The organism is Bartonella sp. AA168HLJHH (assembly GCF_042197365.1).
Lineage (GTDB): Bacteria > Pseudomonadota > Alphaproteobacteria > Rhizobiales > Rhizobiaceae > Bartonella.
The window spans coordinates 34375-54795 of record NZ_JBHIRS010000010.1 but is presented as its reverse complement, the minus strand read 5'-3'; the positions used below and the strand labels follow the sequence as shown (position 1 = coordinate 54795).

At 38.8% G+C, this 20421-nt stretch carries 15 protein-coding genes and 1 pseudogene; all 16 read right to left on the bottom strand.

Going from position 1 to position 20421, the window contains the following annotated elements:
• Nucleotides 1–194: 194 nt before the first annotated feature.
• On the bottom strand, nucleotides 195–1154 hold the full coding sequence (locus ACFINM_RS07025; protein WP_375640968.1) for a BID domain-containing T4SS effector: 960 nt from the start codon (nucleotides 1152–1154) through the stop codon (nucleotides 195–197).
• A 343-nt stretch (nucleotides 1155–1497) separates the two neighbouring features.
• Nucleotides 1498–2667: a BID domain-containing T4SS effector gene (locus ACFINM_RS07020; protein ID WP_375640967.1), complete on the bottom strand. Its 1170-nt coding sequence runs from the start codon at nucleotides 2665–2667 to the stop codon at nucleotides 1498–1500.
• Nucleotides 2668–2976: 309 nt separating this feature from the next.
• Nucleotides 2977–4575, bottom strand: coding sequence for a BID domain-containing T4SS effector (locus ACFINM_RS07015; RefSeq protein WP_375640966.1), 1599 nt, complete (start codon nucleotides 4573–4575; stop codon nucleotides 2977–2979).
• A gap of 1196 nt (nucleotides 4576–5771) precedes the next feature.
• Nucleotides 5772–5954 (bottom strand): annotated as a pseudogene (locus tag ACFINM_RS07010) (type IV secretory system conjugative DNA transfer family protein); the annotation flags it as partial.
• A 248-nt stretch (nucleotides 5955–6202) separates the two neighbouring features.
• Complete coding sequence (locus ACFINM_RS07005) at nucleotides 6203–7831, bottom strand: BID domain-containing T4SS effector (protein ID WP_375640965.1); 1629 nt, start codon at nucleotides 7829–7831, stop codon at nucleotides 6203–6205.
• Nucleotides 7832–8347: 516 nt separating this feature from the next.
• Nucleotides 8348–10264: a Ti-type conjugative transfer system protein TraG gene (traG, locus tag ACFINM_RS07000; protein WP_375630151.1), complete on the bottom strand. Its 1917-nt coding sequence runs from the start codon at nucleotides 10262–10264 to the stop codon at nucleotides 8348–8350.
• A gap of 155 nt (nucleotides 10265–10419) precedes the next feature.
• Entirely contained in the window at nucleotides 10420–12054 is a 1635-nt protein-coding gene (locus tag ACFINM_RS06995; protein ID WP_375630152.1) for a BID domain-containing T4SS effector, read from the bottom strand.
• 10 nt (nucleotides 12055–12064) lie between these two features.
• Nucleotides 12065–12283 (bottom strand): antitoxin VbhA family protein, encoded by a 219-nt coding sequence (locus ACFINM_RS06990; RefSeq protein ID WP_375621556.1) that lies wholly within the window; start codon nucleotides 12281–12283, stop codon nucleotides 12065–12067.
• 61 nt (nucleotides 12284–12344) lie between these two features.
• Complete coding sequence (gene virB11 / locus ACFINM_RS06985; RefSeq protein WP_375610602.1) at nucleotides 12345–13415, bottom strand: P-type DNA transfer ATPase VirB11; 1071 nt, start codon at nucleotides 13413–13415, stop codon at nucleotides 12345–12347.
• Nucleotides 13412–14572 (bottom strand): type IV secretion system protein VirB10, encoded by a 1161-nt coding sequence (gene virB10, locus ACFINM_RS06980; protein WP_375612191.1) that lies wholly within the window; start codon nucleotides 14570–14572, stop codon nucleotides 13412–13414. Before virB10 ends, virB11 begins: the two co-directional genes overlap by 4 nt.
• Nucleotides 14565–15431 carry a P-type conjugative transfer protein VirB9 gene (gene virB9, locus ACFINM_RS06975; protein ID WP_375621532.1) on the bottom strand — a complete coding sequence of 289 codons (867 nt, stop codon included), beginning with the start codon at nucleotides 15429–15431 and terminating at the stop codon, nucleotides 14565–14567. The genes virB10 and virB9 overlap by 8 nt, the downstream gene beginning before the upstream one ends.
• The gene (locus ACFINM_RS06970; RefSeq protein ID WP_375621533.1) at nucleotides 15428–16132 is read right to left on the bottom strand and encodes a virB8 family protein; all 705 of its coding nucleotides are present in this window, start codon (nucleotides 16130–16132) and stop codon (nucleotides 15428–15430) included. The genes virB9 and ACFINM_RS06970 overlap by 4 nt, the downstream gene beginning before the upstream one ends.
• A complete protein-coding gene (locus tag ACFINM_RS06965) occupies nucleotides 16086–16388 on the bottom strand; it encodes a type IV secretion system protein VirB7 (RefSeq protein WP_375610598.1) in 303 nt (100 codons plus the stop codon). The genes ACFINM_RS06970 and ACFINM_RS06965 overlap by 47 nt, the downstream gene beginning before the upstream one ends.
• Nucleotides 16389–16598: 210 nt before the next feature.
• Nucleotides 16599–17585 (bottom strand): type IV secretion system protein, encoded by a 987-nt coding sequence (locus ACFINM_RS06960; protein WP_375610597.1) that lies wholly within the window; start codon nucleotides 17583–17585, stop codon nucleotides 16599–16601.
• On the bottom strand, nucleotides 17572–18057 hold the full coding sequence (locus ACFINM_RS06955) for a type IV secretion system protein VirB5 (protein WP_375621534.1): 486 nt from the start codon (nucleotides 18055–18057) through the stop codon (nucleotides 17572–17574). Before ACFINM_RS06955 ends, ACFINM_RS06960 begins: the two co-directional genes overlap by 14 nt.
• Entirely contained in the window at nucleotides 18054–20408 is a 2355-nt protein-coding gene (locus tag ACFINM_RS06950) for a VirB4 family type IV secretion/conjugal transfer ATPase (protein ID WP_375612194.1), read from the bottom strand. Before ACFINM_RS06950 ends, ACFINM_RS06955 begins: the two co-directional genes overlap by 4 nt.
• Nucleotides 20409–20421: the final 13 nt, after the last annotated feature.

The following is a 20421-nucleotide window of genomic DNA, read 5'->3' as shown; positions in this document are numbered from 1 at the left end:
AGTTTTTTTGTGAAATATTATCAATAAGTTATCAATAGTTATCGTGAATTACAGGCGCCATTTTTAGGACTATTTTTTGTAACATTCTAAAACAATTCTTGGCGCAATCGCGATGAAACGATTTGCGCCAAGAAACTCACTGAAAAAAAGATTACATGAAAAACAAAAACTATCTGTTTTTATGTTTATGCCCCTTACATGGCATAAGAAAATCCTTTTTCTCCATGTCTTTGTCGTTGAGGGCTGTGCTCTGGACTATTTTGTTCTTGTCCTCTTGCGTGATGATGACGATGATGATGGTGTCTCTCAACTTGCTGAGAATTTTCTTGACGACGTCTTTGTTCTGCCATAGGGGTTTGCGATAGTCTTGTTGTTGCGTCTTGTACAGCTTTTGTATAACCATCAATGGCATCAATGAGCGGTTTAAAACCGTCTTCAGCTGCTTTGCGTGCTTGACTTTTTATGCCAAGTGCGGAATGGCCAGCGAGCTTATGCATAGATTCAGGATTTTCAGCAAGTCGATCTGAAAGCTCTTTTCCTTTACTGGGATCTGTAAGTATTCCTTGCAAGTGTTCTTGGAAAAGCTTGTCATTGCCATAAACAATCTTACCCCAATGCATGATCTCTTCTGCATGTGCTTGGACGTGTGGATTTTTTAAAAGCATGACACTTATTTGTTCCGTTGTGAGGGAAGATGAAGATCTTCCTCTTTGTTGTGGAGAAGCAACCGTTGTATAGTCAGTTTCAGGATCTTCTGTCCTTTGATGTTTACCTCTTGAAGAAGGGGTAACGCTGCTAACTGATGCGTATAGAACATCAGTTTCGTGTCTTGGAGAAGCAACCGTTGTATAGTCGGTTTCAGGATCTTCTGTCCTTTGATGTTTACCTCTTGAAGAAGGGGTAACGCTGCTAACTGATGCGTATAGAACATCAGTTTCATGTCTTGGAGAAGCAACCGTTGTATAGTCGGTTTCAGGATCTTCACTCCTTTGAGCATGATGTCTGTCTCTTGAAGGAGGGGAAGAGGTGCTAACTGATGCGTATAGAACTTCCTCTTCTGGGGTTGGACCGCGCTGGTTTCCTCTGGTTGGTTTATTAACTTTTGCATAGAGGGCTTCTGGATTTGCAGAAGGGCTTGGATGATGTTTTTTCATACATGTTTCCTTTCAATATTTTTAGAAAACCTCTTTGGTGCATTCCCCACTTTTAGTTTTGATAACTTTTATATAAGGAAGATATCCAACCGAATGACCTCCAAAGATTTCGCGCTATTCAATATTGATATGTAATGAACATTTATGTCTTTTATACAGTTTTTTTATGAAATTTTATCAATAAGTTATGATAAATTATAGGATTCTTTTTTAGAACTATTTTTTGTAATATTTTAAAACAACTCTTGGTGCAATCACGATAAAATGATTTGCACCAAGAAACTCACTGAAAAAAAGATTACATGAAAAACAAAAACTATCTGTTTTTATGTTTATGCTCCCCTTACATGGCAAAAGCCATTCCTTTTTCTCCATGTCTTTGTTGTTGTGGGCTGTGCTCTGGACTATTTTGTTCTTGTCCTCTTGCGTGACGATGATGATGGTGGTGATGTCTGTGTTCTGTATCTCTTTCTGGACTTTCGTGTCTTTGACCTCTTTCTCTTTCATGCTCCCGTGTAAACTTTTTATGGAGCTTTTGTGTATTATGTATATGTCTCTCAAGAGCTGAGCAAAGAGGACGAAAACCATCTTCAGCTTCTCTGCGGCTTAGAGATTTTACACCAAGTATTTTGTGACCTGCAAGCTTACCAGCGCTTTCAGGATTTTCTGCAAGGCTCCATAAGACTTTTTCTGCATTTTGAGGGTCGTCAAGAATCTTAGCCAGTTGTTGATTCAAAGCATGTTCGTTACCATAAACAACTCTGCACCATTCTTGCGTTTCTCTTACACCATATTGAAAGTCTACGCTTGTTAAAAGCTTTGTTGTAACCACATCTTTTGGGGTTCTGGGAGGGGAGATTCTGCCTCCGCCAACGCCTTGATAGATGGGATTTTCTAGTTGTTCAGATTCTTGCCCGCCTTCAGCTCCCATGCCAACCGTTGCATAGACGGATTCGAGTGGTCTTTGGGGAGAGTGCCTACCATTTTCACCAACTTCAAGCTCTGCATAGAAATGTTTTGGTTCTTGGGGATGTCGTCCACCCTGTGCACCTTCACCAACTGTGTCGTAGGGTGTTTGCCAACCTTGCGCCGCCAGATCCGTTATTGAATAGGGGTTTACGAGTCCGTCGGTGCGTCGCCCATCACTTGGTCTTTCACCAAGTCTGTCATAGGGATTTCCTAGTGGCTTTTGGGGAGCATAGGCCGTTTCTGATGGTTGTTGAAGTGTATATTGAGGTGAGGTGCGCTGTTCTTTGGGTGGCTTATTAACCCTTGCGTAGAGGTCTTCTACATTAGAAGCTCCTAGGTTTTGTTGGTCAAGTGGCTTTTTGGGAGCATAAACCGTTTCTGGTGGTTGTTGAAGTGTATATTGAGGTGAGGTGCGCTGTTCTTTAGGTGGTTTATTAACCTTTGCGTAGAGGTCTTCTACATTAGAAGCTTCTAGGTTTTGTTGGTCAATTTGTTGTCTTAGTTCCTCTACATTGGTAGAAGGGCTTGGGTGACTTTTTTTCATGGCTGTTTCCTTTCAATATTTTTAGAAAACCTCTTTGGCGCATTTCCCACTTTTTGATATTTTTTAAGACAAAAGAAGAATATCAAACTGAATGGTCTCCAAAGACTTCGCGCTATTCATATTGATATGTAATGGACATTTATGTCTTTTATACAGTTTTTTTATGAAATATTATCAATAAGTTATAGTAGATTACAGGATTCATTTTTAGGACTATCTTTTGTAACATTTTAAAACAATTGGTGGGCGTAATGGAGATAAAATGATTGGTATAAAGAGTTCTGTTGGAAGGCAAAAGTTCACGCGTTTTTAGCCGGTAAGAGCCAGCGATGAGGAACGACTAACTTTCAAGCTGCGAGCTTGGCATTGTGCTTCTTGGGTGTTCTTTACAGTATTCGCAATTTCTTTTGCTTTGCTTTCCGATGTCCCAAGGAGGCAAGCTAGTCTGGTATAATCTTTTTCTTGTATGGCTTTACGATCTTCTGAGGATAGACGATTGTGTAGTTGTCGTGAAAAGGTATGGAGTTCTTGTCGCAGTGAACGAGAATGCAATAAAGCTTCCCTTTGTTGTTCTTCTGGTAAGACAAAAAGGTTTTGTAAATTTTTTCCAGGTTTTTCGACAGTGTGGTTCAGGCGATTTTGTTCTCTTTGGTGTTGCTCTAGAATTGCATCTTTTGTTTGTTGTGTTATTGCGCCATAATTTTTAAGGGCTTGGCTGAGTTGTGGAACAGCTTGTTCGGCTTGTCTGCGATTTGAACTTTTCATGCCAAGTATTTTACTCCCAGCAAATTTAGAAATTGATTGAGGGTTTTGTAGAGTTTCATCGGCAAACTGATTTCCTAAGTTTGGAGCTGCCGTTATGATATCCAATTTTGTCTTTAAGGACTGGGTTTTACCATAAACAGTCTTTGATAAATTTTCGATTTCTTTTCGGCATGCTTCAACATAAGCGTCATTTGAAATCCTTTCAAATAACTCTTCATGGGTAAGAGGGGCTAAAGTTTCTTTTGGGATCAGTGTTTCTTTTAAGCTTTGAACGTTGGTTTTTTGAAAGCAGAGGCGGGCACCGTTTTGTAATGTTTTGACGAGTTCTGGGGTGAGATCATCTTTGTGTCCGACGACGAAAGCCCCTTCTATTTCCATGACAAAACCTTCTGCTGAAAAACCTCTAAAGACGCCTTCATAGGTTACATCTTCCTTTGCTGCAACAACAACACGATCGTTAATTTCATCCAGTCCAGCGTTTCTCATTTGGGAGACGAATTCTTTTAAAACAAGGGATTTTTGCGGATGGGTGATATCTTCAAAAAGATCTTTCATCGGTTGGGAATTGCCATATTGCATGGCTTCAATACAAGCTGTTGTCATGCGTCCTTTTGTGATGAAAGAAAAGTCAATGGTATGTCCTGCGGCTTGTCCAAGTTTTTCCATAAACATTCGATTGACGCGCCCATTGCCTTTTCTAAAAGGATGTGCGTGCTCGAGCGCCATAAAAACATCAGCGGCACTTTCAGCAAATTCTTGGCGCGATAAACCTTTTAAATTGTTCTTTTCATTAAGTGTTTTTTCGAGTTGTGTGAGTTCTTTTTGAATCTGCGGTCCAATAGCAAAAGGAATTTCATAACCTTTGGGACGCATCGCCGGCATATGGGCAGAGGTGCCGTCTTCAAATGTAAAGGATGTATCACGGGTGTGGCCCGCCCATTCAAAAGTTTCGTGGAAGAGGCTCCAATGGATTAATTTTAAATAAGTGAAATCAAATTTTCGTGGGGGTGGTTCATGGCGAAAATTGACGGCTGCTTTAGTGACGTCATGGGTACTGCGTTGATACAGTTTTTTAGGGTCTTTGATGCCATATTTATTTTTGAGTGTTTTGGTTCCTTTATATAGATAATTTTGCTCTAACATGTAATCTCTCCTAAGTAGGTAGGGTGATGGTTGATGAGCGTCTTAAACGCTGCATGTGAAAAATTCCCCTTCGCGTATTCTTTTGAGATTTTGGTTGTTATGAGAGGGAGCACTTTTCCCTCCAGTGTATGGGATGTATCAATCGTTTTGTGATGCTTTTGAAAAGCTTTTCTGATGTTTCCTTTGTTTATTATCTTGTACTGTAAAATGCTGGTATTTAGGATGCTGATATGAAGCCCATGAGTGGTCAGAAAATGGATTTTCTATAAAATTGACTCTGGGTAAAATCTTCGTTTTTTGAGGTGTAAGGAAGAGGTCAAAAAGAAAAATGTTGCTTAAAATTGTTGTTTTTTCCTTTAACAAAGTTGTTTGCAAGAGCGCTTTGATGAGGAGCGTGGATATAGCGGGTGTAATCGCTCTTGGTTAGCGGATGGTGCTGGTACTTTTCATACACAGCTCTCAGATTGGTGAATCTATGGGCAAAAGCAGTCATCAAAAATTTTTCTCCATTATGTTTTTCTTATTGTTCCATATGAATATCTTGCCATACGAACATCTCTTTTGTGTATTTTTGCAACAAAATGTTTTTTATTTTTGTATTGTTGCTCTTATTATATTGCGCTGCTTTAAGATCCATAAGAGAGGAAACCCTTTCTTGGGTTGGGGAGAAAAGCCTTTTTCAGCGCTTTATCATTAAAATAGAACACTTTATGATATCGTAAAGGGGGAAAAGCTTGTATAAGAATGATTTATTCATTTTGATGTATATCTTAAATATTTTTTGGGAAAAAATCGATGTTCTTGAGTGTAGGTGTTTTGAGAGTTGTTGTCTCAAAGATCAACCGTTTTTTTTAAGTCTTGATATTGGTGATTAGCGTTGTGAAATGTTTTTGCTTGTTTGTAGGGGATAAATTATAAACAAAAAGCTTTGTAGGAATGTATTTGCAGGACGTTCTCAAGTGGAAATGTTGGTTTGGTTATAGGTGATTTGAGGGGGGTGGACTTTCTTGTAAAGACGATGGTACTGGTAAAACGATACACAAAATACAAAAAGGAAAACACACGGATTTTTTATCATGTTTTCCTTATGTGTGAAGAAGCGGTCAAAAACTTTTTGTTAACGGGTTTTTAAAAAATAGAAATGTATGTTGTTTTTGTGGTTGGTCTTTTCATAGTCAAGATCTCATAATAGGAAGTTAGTTTTTCTTTTGTGGAGCAAAGCGGTTTTTTGCAGCTGCGGCTAACATTTCTTTCCTTCTGAAATAGATGGCGCAACCACATCGCGAAGGGGAGCCTTGCATCAGAATAATTTGTTCATCTTGACGCATTTCTCGGATAACTTCGTGGGGTAAAATGAGTGCTCTTTTTAAAATATTCATATAACCACGAAAATCGACTCCATCTAAGACAAATAAAATAGGCTTTTGTAGCTTTCGTCGGTAGTAATCATGACGTTTAAAAGGAATTAACAATTATCCTGTCCAATTGCTTTGGATATGGTGTATATGCTATGTGCAAAATTGGTGGTAGGGCGCCTAAGTAGTCTGTTTTTTGCATGTATGATAAGAATATTAAAATATCTCTTTCACATAGGTGTTTAAATCAAAAAAACAAAGTTTCATATTTTTTAGTTGGCCATAGCAAGTGTATTTGAACGATTTTGTGTGCGTGTGTAGAATTGGCTATGAGTGTTCCTTGCTTTTTGAACAATGTCGGTAATTTCTCGTGCTTTCTGTTCTGATATACCAATACTTTGTGCAAGTGTTTCATAATCTTTGTTTGTGATCGCACTACATTCGTTTGATGAGAGACGATGTTCTAAACTGTTTATAAAAGTACGGAGCTCTTGGTATAATTGAGGAGATTGAGACAAGATTTCTCTTTGTTTTTCCGGTGATAAAGCAAAAATATTTTGCAAGTTTTGACTGGGATTCTCTACCGCTTTTCCAAGGCGTTCTTGTTTAATTTTATGGTCTCGAGTGACTATATTATAGGTAGCTTCTACAGTATACACATAATTCTCAATTGCAAGAGAGAGCACATCAAGATAATTTCGAGCGTGTACACGTGCCGGATTTTGTAGACCGCATATACTAAAACCTGCAAGAGGAGAAACAGAGTGCGGTGCCTGTTTAATCTGATTAGCAAACTGTCTGCCTAATTCTGGATTTTTAATAATCTCTTCTATCTGTTCGTTTAATACGTTTGCGTCACCATAAACAGTTTTTGCGTAAGCTCGGACTTGCTTTTGAGCTTTGAGAACGTAACTATCTAGCGCAACTGTTTTGGCACATTCACTTTTTGTGAGAGGCGCTAATGTTTCTTTTGGAATAAGCGTGTTTTCAAGCTCTTTGCTGTTGGGGGCGGTAAAGGTAATGATATCACCAGGTTTTAATGTTTTTAATCGTTCTGGTGTGAGATCATCTTTGCTACCAATGATGTAAGTTCCTTGCATATCGAGTATAAAACTTTCTGAATAACAACCTTTATAAGTTCCTATATAGGTTTCTCCTGCCTTTGTTGCTATAACAAGGCGATCATCCACGTTGCGTCCCGTATTGTTTACGTGGTCCATAAATTCTTTTAAAAGACGTATTTTGGGGGGATTGGAGATATCCTCAAAAAGATCTTTCAACAGTTGTGTATTGCTATATTGCATTGCTTCGCTACAGGCAGCCATCATACGTTTTTGTGTGACAAGCGAAAAGTCAAGCTGATGTCCTGCAGCTTTGGCAAGATTTTCAAAAAAGACTTGTTCTGTGTGCTCATTGCCATCTATGAATGGGTGGATTTTGTGAAGAGAATAAAATAGACTCGTTGCTTCCTTGACAAATTCTTCGCGTGTTAAGCCTTGCAAATTGTCTTTTTCGGCAAGCGTTTGATCTAATTTTTGTAAGAGTTCAGGGATTTCTTCACCGGTTGCAAAATTATTGCCCCATTCCATTCTTTTCATTTCTGGCATGGCGGCAATGCTATCGTCTGTAAATGCGAAGGGGATATGGCGCAGATGTCCAGCCCATACAAAGGTATTTTTAAACAATTGTTGGTGGATATGGCATAGATAAGTTGAATTAAAATATTCTGGCAGGGGTTCTGCACGCAGATTGATCATGGCTTTTTGCCTATCATGTGAGCATTTTTCCAGAAAACGTTTTAAATCTGTTTCTCCATATCTATTTTTGAGAATTTGGGTACCAAGATAGATATAATTATGGGGTGAGGGAATTCCTTTTGTTTTTTCTTTTGCTTTGGGCATTGTTACATTCCTTATAATGTTACATTGTCTATGAGAGTGTGTTAAACTTTTTGTTTGAAAATCCCCCACGCATATTGTTTTGAGATGTTGAGACTTGGGTGAGGAAAAAATCCCTCAAATTCGTAGGTGTTTTTGAGTGTATCAATCTTTATCTTGGCACTTTTTTCTTTTACTGAGAGAGAATGGTTCATTTGGGTTGTTTTCATGCATATTGTCTTTTAATTTTTTTGTAGAAAAATTTCCCTATGAAAGCGGTGCCTTCAAAAGTTTCCTGATAGGATTCTCAAGGCATAGATATGATTGGTATTTATTATTTGGAGATGAGGAGAGTGCTTTATAAAGAAAATTGGCATTGGTAAGCACAGGCATAATACCATCATTTAAAGACTTTTCCCCATATTTTTCTTGTTGTATCAAGCGGGAATTCCTTCTTTATAGGCTTTTATGAGATAGAATCTCTGCTTTTATCCTTTGATGTTTTTGTTTTGATGCATTGCCTCCATTAGAGGGTGTTTTTTAGTTTTTCTTTTGTGGAGCAAAGCGGTTTTTTGCAGCTGCGGCTAACATTTCTTTTCTTCTAAAATAGATCGCTCGACCACAACGTAAAGGGGGTTGTCCTTGCATCAGAATAATTTGTTCATCTTGACGCATTTCTTGAATAACTTCGTGGGGTAAAATCAGGGCTCTTTGTTGGTAATTGACGTTGTATGAACTCTTTCCTAAAGATAAACCTCTTGATTTGTTTGTTCCGGTTACTTCAACGGTCATTTGGCCACAGCGTTCTGAAATGTCTTTGGCAGTTTGGAGATCTTTAATGGCAGCATAGCTGACAAAGGAACAACTTTCAAACCATGAACGTGCTCCTGCTTCTCCAAAGTGGTTGACCAACTGGCCAGAGGATTGATAGAAGAGCATCAAGGATGTACCGTATTTACGTCCACGGTCGCGGGCTTCTTCTAAAATATTCATATAGCCTAAAAGATCAACTTCATCTAAGACAAATAAAACACGCTTTTTATAGTTACCGTCTGCTGTAACCATGGCATTGAGAAAGGCGCCAATAATCACACGTCCAATAGCAGGATAACTGTTTAAAATGCTTGCGGGGAGATTGAGAAAAACATCTGTATTGCCATTGGTAATATCTGAGGAAAAAAAATCATCTCCGCAGACAAGATCTGCATAATTGGATAAAGAAAGCCATTGGGTGTCTTTTGAGGCGGTGGTATAAACCCCTGAAAAGGTTTGCTCTGCCATTTCTGTAAAAATACCAACCATTTCACGAATAAAAGGAGAAGGTGTTGTTTCTTGAATCATGCGTAATTGATTAACAACAGCTGTTTCTGATTGAGAGAGAATACCACGCAATGTTTTTAAATTGCGCTCGCTGTCTTCATATTCATCAGAAAATACAACATGAGCAAGAAGAGCTGTTAATAGATTATGGGCTTGTGTTGAGAAATATTCCGCTGAAGAATTATCTGATTTTTTATCTGTAAGAAGCAACTTTGAAAAGCTTACAATATTTGCTTCGCGTTGTGTGCGTGGTACGCTGTCGTCTAAAAGCCAATCGATGACATTAAAGTTTTTTGTTAACAATGAGTTGGGATCGAGAACAATGACATTTCTATTTCCCATTTTTTGACGCGCAAATTTGACCATTGGGGCAACTTCTGTTGAAGGATCAAGACAAATAATAGACCCTGGATAGGTTAAACACGTGGGAACTACTGTACTTGTTGTTTTATAGCCACCAGAACCAGCAAAAAAGATCATATGAGTTGAACCAAAATCAAGATTAAAGGTTAGCAAAGGGGCTGTTCCACCCTTTCCCCATGTTGTTTTATTGCCAGGTGCAAAGGGAATGTTGCACACATTATCTTGATCGACACGGTATCTTTCACCCACAACAATTTGCCCATTGGCAGGAAAGATTTTTGCTGCCTCTCTTAAATTCATCCAAGCGGCCTCACCAAAAATACCTTTTTTTGCACGCTTGACCTTACTTTTAGGGGGAAGGGTTGTTACGAATTGAATGATGGAAAAAAAAACACCAATGATGATGCCAAAAACAACCATGGGGTCCATGAATTGAAGAGCATAGCCCCATGTTATTCCTTGTTGGCCAACATAGGGACTTAAACGTTTTATTTCACCACTAATATAGTAAAGAGCGGTTGTTCCAAAAAAGACAACGGAGACAAAAGTGATCATTTTACGCAGGTGCAGTTTTTGCGAGAGACTATACAACAATGAAACAGCAGCCGTTAGTGCTAAGACTAATAAAGGCTCAGAACGAAGTGTCCAATAAATTTGATCGCTTTTTAGTCCATTTGTTATAAACAATAAAAAATGAGGGACAAGGAATATCGTTAAAGCACCTAAAGCGATCGGTGTTAAAATGAGTACCATTTGTGTTTTGGTATATTTCATTGTATTTTACTTTCAATTCTGTCAGAATATGTTGCGAAGTGCTCTTTTCCCGTTGTGTGATATGAACTCTCATCTCTTTTTGCAAAGGTGCAGATAACGCCAAACAGTTTTCGCTTATGAGCCTTTCTCATTAAGGAGGAAGGTTTTGTCTATTCTTAGCAGGCCATAGCGAATGCTTTGGAACGGTGCATTGTGCATACTTGTGCTTGCTGGTGTACTTCTTTGGTTTGCTTAATAATTTGTGTAATTTGTTTGGCTTTATTTTCTGATACACCAATGCTTTGAGCCAATGTTTCATAATCATTATTTTGAACTGCTTTATGTTCATTTGGTGAGAGACGGGTGTTGATCTTTTTTACAAAGTTGCTGAGCTCTTTTTGACATAAAGGATTTTTTGTTAAAGCTTCTTGTTGTAATTCTTTTGGCAAGGCGAAGAGGTCTTGCAAGCTTTGACTTGGCATTTCTACCGTTTTTGCACGACGACTTTGTTCTGTTGCATGTTCTTGCGTAATTTCCTTTTCAGCATGTTTTACAGCATACGCGAAATTTGCAACGGCAGTACAGAGCATCTCAAGATGATTTTTAGCGTTTGCACGTGTCTGGTTTTGTAGTCCACATAAACTGAAACCGGCAAGATGAGAAATAGAGTGCGGTGCTCTTTCAATCTGGTTAGCGAGCTGTTGGCCTAAGCTTGGATTTTTGATGATTTCTACCATCTGTTTGTTTAATGTTTTTTCGTTACCATAAACAATTTTTGACAATTGCTGAACCTGTTTTAGGCTTGCGTGGACACAAGAATCTTCTGCAACCATTTGGGCCGTTTCATTTTCTGTCAAAGGGGCTAATCTTTCTTCTGGAATGAGAATGCTTTCAAGCTTTTTTGTTTTGGGAACGGTAAAGGTAAATCTATCACCAGGTTTTAATGTTTTGAGTTGTTCTGGCGTGAGCTGTTCTTTATTGCCGATGATGTAAGCGCCTTTCACATTGAAAGCAAAGCTATCATAACCAGCACCCCTATAGGTACCTGTGTAGGTTTCACCTTCTTTTGCAACCATAACAGGACGATCATTAACATTGCGCCCAAGTTCTTTCATGTTGCTCATGAATTCCTTTAAAAGAAGTATTTTATTGGGATTAGAGATATCTTCAAACAGATGTTGCATTGGTTCTAGATCACCATTTTCTGCTACAGCAACACTGGCGAGCATCATGCGTTCTTTTGTAACAAGTGAAAAATCAAGCTGATGCCCTGCGGCTTTGGCAAGATTTTCAAAAAAGACCCGTTGTGTACGTCCATTGCCTTCTCTAAAAGGATGAAGTTGGTTAAGGGCGTTAAATAAGCTTATTGCTTCAGCGTTAAATTTCTCACGCGTTAAGCCTTGCAAATTATCTTTTTCGGCAAGCGTTTGATCTAATTTTTGTAAACCGTCTTGGATTTCATCGCCGAGTGCAAAAGGATTTTCCCATCCTGTTCTTTTCATTTCGGGCATAGCGGCTATGGTGCCATCTTCAAATGTAAAGGGGAGATGGCGCAGATATCCAGCCCATTCAAAGGTATTTTTAAATAAGTGGTGATGTATAGAGCATAGATAGGAGCTATCAAACTTTTCTGGTACGGGGGATTCACGCAGATTAACCATTGCTTCTGCTGTATCATGTGAGCATTTCTCCAGAAAGGATTTTAAGTCTTTTATTCCATATTTATTTTTGAGTGTTGTGGTGTTTGGGTAGACATAATGATGGGGAGAAACTGTCTGTATATTTTTTGTCTTTGCTTTTGCTTTTGGCATCGCAGCTTCCTTATAATTTTACGTTGTCCATAAGAGTGTTAAATTCCTCGAGTGAAATATTCCCCTTTGCGTATTCTTCTAAAATTTTGAGTGTTGTAGGATGAAGCGCTATTCCCTCTATCGTATGGGTGCTGATGGCTGCTTCAACGGCTTCACGGCGTTTTTTTAATTCTTCCTCTGTCATCGATAAAAGATTTTCTCTATTTCTGTTTCGTTGGTTTTCATGCATTTTTTCTCTTATTTGCAATTGTTGCTTTAAAAGAGCCTTTGGCAGCCGGTGTGATCTTCTTTTAGTCACCTCCAAAGATGTTTCGTTGTTTGAAGGGATCGTAATAAATTTCTGTGACCTTAAATTTTCCTTCAATCCGTTTGCATTGGATGATGATATCAATCATTGAAATCAACAGGCCTCGAATATCATCACGCTCTAAATCACCACCGCCTTCACTTTCTTTGACCAAAAGGGTCATCTGCTCAAAGGCTGCAAGTGCTGTTGATGCGTGAACCGTCGTAATGGAACCTGGATGGCCTGAATTGACATTGCGGATATAATAAAAGGCTGTACCATCTCGAAGTTCTTGCAAAAGAATACGATCAGGACGCATCCGTAAAGATGATTCAAGTAACTCTTTGGGCCCAACGGAGGCTAAGCCTTGTCCATCTTTTGAATAGAACATTGAGACATGGTTAGGGTGTGGTATCACCAATTCTTGCGTGTCTTCAATGGTGATAATACGCTCTTCTTGAGGGATTTTGGCGATTAATGCTTTTGATAATGTTGTTTTACCCGAACCGGTTTTTCCCGCAATTAAAATATTTTTCTGGCATTCTACAGCTTGATTTAAAAAAGAGACAAAGTCTTTATTACAGTAGGCATTGGCTAATTTATGCTCGATGATTTTGAGTTCATTAAAACGAGAATGATAGTCATTCAAAGGTGTGAAAGAGACCTGTTCACAGAGCGAGAAGAGGCCTTTCTTGGCGAGTTCTTCGAGAGAAAAACTCTGCGATGATGGTTTACGAATTGTCATACTAATCGTGTCTTTTTCGACAGCCGGCGGAATGACAATTTGAATGCGCTCATTGCCTGGTAGCGTTGCAGATAATATTGGGTTTTTGTCCGATATGTTTTGCTTGGAATAGGAGGCGACAACTTTCGCAATCCCCATAAGCTCATTAAAAGAGAGCCCCGGTGCTTCTATTGTTTTCCATCCATCAAATCCTTCAGTCATGACTTGATAGGGACGATTGATAACAATTTCAAAGAGTCTATCATCTTTCAAAAAAGCACTGATGGGTTCAAGTTTTGTGAGAACAATCGCAACGGTTTCATCGCTCATGGTATGTAAGTTTGAGTTCATTCTAAAGTTACCGCCGAATTTTTGTAAAAGTTTCTTGAAACAGCTCGATTGATAATCTGTTTTTTGTTTTCGATGACTTTCAATTTATAAACGCTGGAAAAATCTAAATCGCGGGCAACAAAGATATTCACCATTTCCCCTTGGTTTTTGGATAATGTTGGAGGAATATTGGCGTAATTTTCTACGAGAATGTTTGCGATGTTTTGTCCTGAAGAGATTGTTTCAGTTTCTTCTTTTTCCTGTTTTTTTGATAAACGTTTATTGGCATAGTGTGTTGCATCTTTTATTAGTGAGACAAGAAGCGCAGACCCAATCCTCTCGAGCCAATGGTTATCAATATCTCCATCCATACCAGAACGCCCTAAAGCATCCGTTGCCGGTGAAGCTAAAGATATAATGATACCATTGGGGGTTTTTGCTCTATTCCATAGTACAAAGAGACGTGTTTGGCCTTTTTTCAATCCGGCGCGATATTCACCAACAATTTGGGTGCCTTTATCAAGAAGCACAACACGACCATTGTCTGATAAGATATCTCTGGAGATGATACAACTGGCAAAACCTTGTTGATCACTGTTGATGGCTGTTTCTAAAATACAAGGAATAGAAGTTCCCATCGCGATGATGTAGTTTCGATTGCCAAGGGTTGAAGCACGAATACCTTCAAGCACTGTGGGTTTGAGAAGATGATTAAAACGTTGTGTCGTTTCATCAGGTTTGCTTTCAAGTTGGTGAGGCAAAGCACCATTATTTGTTTGTGAATCTATTTTGCCTTGTTGTGTACTTGCATAAGCTAATACAGGAGCACGTTGTGCTGCCTCCAGCAGTGAGTCATCAGAATTTAATTGATTGATGTTTGGTGTTGGTAGCTCGACTTTTGGTAATAGAGCGTTATTTCGTTGAGGCTGTTCAAAGGGGGGAGGGGTAGGCTTTGCAGGATGAAAAAGCTCTGTTTGTTTTATAACTTTTCCTTCTTTTGAAGATTCAATTGGTTGCTTTTTGTCTGTAACAAGTGTTGAATAGGCTAAATAAAGACAGACACTGAAAAGAATAATAAGAGCAATAGCTTTCCCCACATTGTTTTGTTGACTTTTCCCTTGAGCATTTTTTATTGTATCGCGATCATTAATGCTTTTTTCATCCACGGTGTTATTCATGGCTGCTTCCTAGGTTCACTTTACGTTGTACAGATGGTGATGTCGTACCTGTTTCAGGATTAATTCCTTTTGGTACGAACCTTTTGTTAAAGATGCACAATACTTCATTCCCACGTCGTAGCGTGAATTGTGCAGCTGTTGCATGAACAATAACCTTGTTGCCTTTAATCGATTTGGGAATAAGCGCTTCTTGCCCATCAGGCGATACAATGTAAATGGCAGGGATTTCAATGTTGCCTAAAAAGGTAAAGGTTGTTGTTTTCCCATTATCATAGACAGAAGCAGGTTCAATAAGAGATGAGCCTTGAGCTTCATAAGCCCAATTGCGTGGTCCAAAATCTTCATGGATATTTAAAATATCATTGACAAAGTTTTCTTCACGTTGTTTTTCTTTTTCTGCTTCGGCTAATTTCTTACGTAAGGCTTCATCTTCTGGATAACGAAACTTTACCAAGAAATACGTCTCATTGCCGGCTGAAACATCGCCTTCACGGACTTGTAGCTCGAATTGATAAGAGCGTTGTGTTCCATCTTGGCGGCTTGTGACAATTTGTAAATTTGTCACAGGCTGAACTTCACGTGGTTTGAGAAAAACAAAGTGTCCAGCCGGTGCAACTTGCCAAGCAACCGAATTTCCAATTCCTACATAGGTTACTTCTTCATCAACGGCAAATTCTAGTTGAACCGAAGAGCGAATGGAGCCAATGATTTGTACGACGTTGTAGGGGTCATAATTGACAAATCTGATGCGGTTATCTTTACGTGCACTGACAGGCGCTGTTTCCGCAAGTGAGAGAACTGTGTGCAAGCTGACAGTGATCGTAAAAATTAAAGAGATTGTTTGTAAAAGTCTGATCATTTTATCACCTCTGGATCAGATCTATATTCCGATACTTGAAAACCAAGAGGGTTGATAAGACGATCAGACGTTGAAATGTGTGCGTTCACGTAGGAAAAATTTAAGATTGAAATCCAATGGGAAATATTTTCTTTTTCATTCAAGTCTCTGATCGTTTTATAGTAACGAACTTGGATAAGATCTTTACTTATAAAAGAGATTGATTTGATTGTGATCGTAGCAATCATGTTATGATAAATGTTTTGCGGACTTTCTGGATTATTGCCTGCGTACCATTTTGCAAAACGGTTTTGTTCTTTTGGAGAAGATAAAAGAGAGACTAAGCGAAAATTGTTTTCTGCTTCTGATGCTTGAAAACCTTCACGAGCGCGAACGTATTGGCTGGCAAAATAACGCGTTATCGCTTCATCATAGTCGTTAGGGGATTCTTTTAGGGCGCTTATAGTATCAATAATGCCTGTTGAGTTATCAACGCGGATAACAAAAGGCTCTACTGTTTTCAAAGGCGTCAAAGCTGCGACAGCTAAAGCCAGCGCAATTGTCATCAATCCAAAAAGCACTGTTAAAGCCATGGAGATTTTCATCCGCACACGCATGCTATGCATGCGATCAATGTCAAATGAGCGCGCTTCTTTTATATATTCTTCAAGGGCATCACTTTTCACGCATAACCTCCACAGTTTTATCAGATCGTGCTTCATGAATAACCGGCTTTAATAAAGCTGAATTGGCTGTTACTTTTTCACTTTCCAAAGTATTGAGAATGATGGGAGTGGTAACAGGCTTTACGCTCTTTTCTGGGTAGACAATGTTTTTATTGTCCCAATTCCACTTATCTTTATTTAAAGCGCGTGTATGTTTGCCATTACAGCGTGGTGGTTTTTTAGGGCCACTCAAAGAGGCACAACCAGTAAGAGCGATTGTTAGGACCATAACAAAAGTTATTTTTCGTTTCATTTTTTGAACTCACAAATATCTTGGAATACAATGCATGAGAGCCTTTGTTCTGAACATTTTTACAAGTTTATGTGATGCAAGATTTTGATTGGTTTTGTTGTTAGACCCAAGATGTTAGATCTTATCTGAAACAGGATCATGGCGTGTGCGCCAAAGGGCGCACACAAGGCAAAAACAAAAATGCTTATTCTTTTAAAAAGGTGCTTTATCTTAAAATCGACCACGACCGCCTCCGGATTTACCTGCTTTTGCTGCCGCTCCTGCCGCACTTCTAACAGCGTTACCGGCAGCTCCTGAGATTTGTGAAGTGGCACTTTTTACTGCATTGCCACTCGCTCTTGCACCATTGGAAAGCATTGTAAAAATCTGTCCTCCTGAAGAGACACCAGCGTTAAAGTATGGTCCGCCAGAGGCCAGCGCTGTTGCAATACCAGGAAGCGCACGGAAGATAATAACTCCTATGATCGAAATGACGATGACAGGGGGAAAAAGAACATAAATTGATTCATATGAAACTTTGAGAACCTGTAGGATAACTTGACATATAATGGTTCCAAGCATGATTACGAGAACTTGTAAAATGGTAAAATTGATCAAAGTTGTAATCCATGCATCGGAGTATTTTCGCGTTGCATTGAACAAATACAAACTAATGAATAGAGGCCCAAGACCTATAATCATGACGAGTGCAACTTGTGCAAACATTTGCACAATAAAACCACCTATACAAAAAAGAATAACCGCGAGAAGCATGATAGAACCAAGAAGACCCACAATGATCTTTTCAAAAAACCAAGCATTGTATAAGACTTCTTGATAACGCGAACTTGCCTTTAACAAAATATAATCAAAAACATTGGAGCTTGCAGGATTACTGTTAAGCGCATTCCCAATAGCATTGGATAAATCATTGAAGAAAATATCCTTGACATAAGTATTAAATGTATCCGCATTTGTTGCCATTGTTGTAACAACAACGATTTTAACAACATTATTGAGAAGACTATGCATGGAAAGCGCAACGCGACCTGTCATAACATTATAGCCATAAAGAAAGATAAAAATGATTGCGGCGAGATTTAAGGGTGCTGAAATAGCAGAAGACAGCCCACTCACCGTCGTGTCCATCACATTATCAAGGGGTTTTAAAATATACCCAGAAACGCTTTCAAAGGGAGAAAAACTAAAGTCTGACATTTGTACTTGTACTTTCAAGTTTTTCTTTTAATTTCTTTTCTTTTTCTTTTAATTGTGCCTCAAGATATTTATGCTTTTTTTGTTCCTTTTCTTCACGTAGCTCATCTTTTGTTTTCGTATCTCTTGCTTGAATCATATCAAGAGACTGAAGTTTTAAAGAACTTACTTGAAGACCGGCTTGAAGAAGAGAAAGCTTTACTTGAAGATCTTGCCGAAGAGCTTGCAATTCTTCTGGTTTTGTTTCTGGTTTTGATTTAATATTTTCAAGTTGTTGACTTATGTCTTTGATTTTTTTTGCAGTTTCAGTTGCGCTTTTATAAATGTTTTCAGCTGTTTCTGATTTTGCAGCATCTAATTTTTGTGTGTTCTCGAGTGCTTGTTTATAATATTCATCCACATCAGGTGTTGTTTGCGCTATTGCATGAGAAATAAAAGAAAAAGATAACAGTGTAACTAAGCCATATTTTTTCATTGATTTTTTCTCCTTTGATAAAATATGGGCAGCCATTTGTCAGGGGCAGCTCCATATTCGTTGATAATTTCATTCATGAGTTCAATGTTTTTTGTTGTGCCGCTTAAAACGGCGATCTCATCATTCATTCCACGTAAGTTAAGTTCTGCAACGACGGAACTTTGTCCTTGTTTGATGAGAAAACGACGGGATTCTCTGCTTAACTCTGACTGTATCAGTTCAAATTCACGCTCAGTAAGTTTGAAAGCTTCGACATAATCATTGTAATTTGCTTTTTGATTTGGAAAAAATATTTGGGTGGGGCATTGCTCAATGATTGTGTGCGCGATTGTTGAGTTCAAAGCATCTTTAGGACTTTGTGTTGCAAAGAGCATCATGCCATTTTGTTTACGAATTGTTTTTAGCCGATCTTGCGCAAAAGCTTTAAATGAATCATCTTCTAAAGCTTTCCAGAATTCATCAACGACGATAATGATGCGCCGCCCATCAATCAGATCAAGAATGCGGTGAAAGAGATACATCATTAAGGGGCGCCGAATTTCTTCATTATCTAAGAAATCGGTCATGTCATAGCCAATGAACTGCGCATTTAAATTGAGATCATCTTGGTCATTATCAAAAACCCATCCTAAATCATTGCCTCTAATCCAGCGTTGCAGCCGTATGGCAATTCCTTCTTTGGATGTGTTGTCAAAAAACAGTTGAAGGGCACCAAGAGAGCGCTGGGTTGGGGGTAAGTTTTCTAAGGAATCGATGGCTTTGGCGATATCTTGTCGCTCTTCTTCTGTTACGATTTGCCCTTCAGCGGTCACTAGCTTTAAGATCCAATTACGAAGAAAGATTTTATTTTTTTCGGTGTATTCCATGCCCTTTAAGGGAGCAATACCCGTGGGCTGCCCATTTTTTAAAGGTTTGTATTTCCCTCCTCCAGCCCGTACAAAAATCTCTGCTCCTTGATCTTTATCAAAAAAAACCATAGTTGGATTGTGTTTTTGTAATTGTGCAAGAAGAAAATTAACAATCACTGTTTTACCAGATCCTGATGGACCACAAACAAATGTGTTTCCAAGATCGCCATAATGAAAATTAAAATAGTAAGGTGAACCAGCCTGTGTTTTTAGCAATGCGACAGCAGCTCCCCAAACATTATCGTTCAGTTTGCCAACAGGGAAAGAATGGAAGGGCGATAAAGCGGCAAAATTTCTGCTGGTAATGGCGCCTGAACGCGCACGATAGCTAAAGTTTCCAGGAAGCTGTGCCCACCATGCTGCTTCCAATCCTAAATCTTCTCTGGCAATCACGGCTCCCCCATTGGTTAAATGGGAACGTGCTTTTGATAAGTTTTCAGACAATATTTTGGGATGATCAGCAAAAACAGCTAAAGAAATGTGGTGTTCTCCCAAAACAAAACGATTTGATTCTAAATCATCTAGCGCTTCATCCAGTGCATCGATTTGTGAGCTAGCACGGTCAGCTGCATTGATCATTTGATTTTGTTTGCGGCTCATAATCGCACTGGCGGCTGCCTTACTTTTAAAGACAAAGGATTGTGTTAAGATGAATTCAAATGGCACCGTAAGCAGACCATCAGTCATACCTGGGCGTGTTTTAGAAGGATACTCTTTCCATCCAAACATGCCCACAAAGCGTTCATTGCTTTCATGGCGAATTTCGATAATTTCTTTCCCAAAAATAACACGATCCGAGTAAATTGTTGAAGCAATAGTTCCAAATGTGAGAGGAATACGCTCACGTCTTCCCCCCACTAGCTGGTGGAGAAATTCACTTTGTTCGGCAAATAAAAGTCCTTCATGTTCATAGATGGATAGCAGACGGACTTCATATTCTTCCAAACCTTGCATAAGATCTTGACTTAACTCTTCGAGTTTACGAATAGCTTCCTCATCGGGCTCAGATTGTGTTTTCTTGGCTTTGCTCAAGCGCTGAAAAAATGAAACCAGCTTTTCTGTTTTATCCGCGGCCGGATTCCAAAGCAGTGAAATAAATAGATCATTTCTATACAGTTCTTGCGAAACCATTTTCTTTTTATATTTTTCATCTAATGTTGTTGCAAAAGATGAAAGAAAATGACCTTCTGGGTATATCGTTTCACGGCGGCGGATGATGTGAGAATATAAAGCAAGCCGTTCGTCTGCGATGTTTTTTAAAAGGGTGTTTAATTGGTTGTGTAAAGAATTTAATTGATCAATATCCGCAGTGTCAAAATTTATACCCTCAACAGCCATCACAACCATTAAACATCGTGAATTTAAAGCAACGACATGTTGGTTGATGTAGCGTATATAGGGAATATATTCTTCAGGCAAAGTTTCCCGTTTCATTATTGACATCTGTTTCACCAAT